At 39.5% G+C, this 1,142-nt stretch carries 1 protein-coding gene; it reads right to left on the bottom strand.

Going from position 1 to position 1,142, the window contains the following annotated elements; all coding sequences use genetic code 11:
* Window positions 1–1,142 (bottom strand): thioesterase domain-containing protein (locus CALSC_RS24865; RefSeq protein ID WP_143288381.1); only part of this gene is annotated, 1,142 nt, incomplete at both ends.

Here is a 1,142-nt window from a genome sequence, read left to right as displayed (position 1 = left end):
GCTGTTTATTGGTGCAAGAGTATCTAAAATCCCCACATAAGCAACAGATTCTCCCATGCGTTGTAATTGATTTGCCATTTCAAATACTACGTGACCACCAAAAGAATAACCAGACAAGAAGTAAGGACCGGTTGGTTGAACTGTTTGAATTGCTTTGATGTGATTTTGTGCTATTTCTTCAATGCTTTCAAGAGGTTCAATTTCACCATCAAGACCTTGTGCTTGTAAGCCGTATAATGGTTGATTATTTCCAAGATATTGTTTTAAGTTGTCGATACTAAGAACATTTCCCCCTGCTCCTGGAACATAGAACAAAGGTGGTAATGAACCGTTTCGCTGGATTGGTACTAATGTTGACCAAAGTTCGGTTTCTCCATTGGAAATAAGGAAAAGTGCTAGTTGTTTAATGGTGGGATTTTGAAAAAGAGTGGCTAAAGGTAACTTTTTCTGGAATCTTTTTTGAATCTCGGACATGAGATGGAAAGCTAGTAGGGAATGTCCCCCCAATTCAAAAAAGTTATCATAAATTCCGATATTTTCTAGCTCCAGTACTTGAGCAAAGATGTTGGCTATTATTTCTTCAACTTTTGTACGTGGTGCGACATACTCAACATCTCGTTCAATTTCAGGCACCGGTAATGCTTTACGATCTACTTTACCGTTGGGTGTTACTGGTAAGCTCTCTAAGGTGACAAAAACACTTGGTACCATGTAATCTGGTAGCTGTGCCTTGAGGTATTCACGTAGTTGTTGAGTTGTAATTTCTGAGTTGATAACTACGTAGGCTACTAATCGTTTATTCCCAGTGTTTTCTTCTGTGGCAATAACGACAGTTTGATTAACTTGAGGATGGGTGGCTAGAACTGCTTCAATTTCTCCCAACTCAATCCGGAAGCCCCGAATCTTCACTTGATTATCGATGCGACCAAGAAATTCTATATTTCCATCTCTTAAGTAACGAGTCAGGTCTCCTGTTTTGTAAAGACGTTCCGATTTAGAATCATCAAAAGGATTAAGTATGAATTTTTCTGATGTTAGTTGGGGACGGTTGAGATAGCCTCTTGCCAAACCATCACCACCGATGTAGAGTTCTCCTGGTACACCTACTGGTACTGGTTGTAGATGTGAATCTAAGATGTAGG

This window comes from Calothrix rhizosoleniae SC01 (assembly GCF_900185595.1).
Lineage (GTDB): Bacteria > Cyanobacteriota > Cyanobacteriia > Cyanobacteriales > Nostocaceae > Calothrix_A > Calothrix_A rhizosoleniae.
The sequence above is the reverse complement of the archived record's forward strand: the minus strand, read 5'-3'. Positions and strand labels throughout refer to the sequence as shown.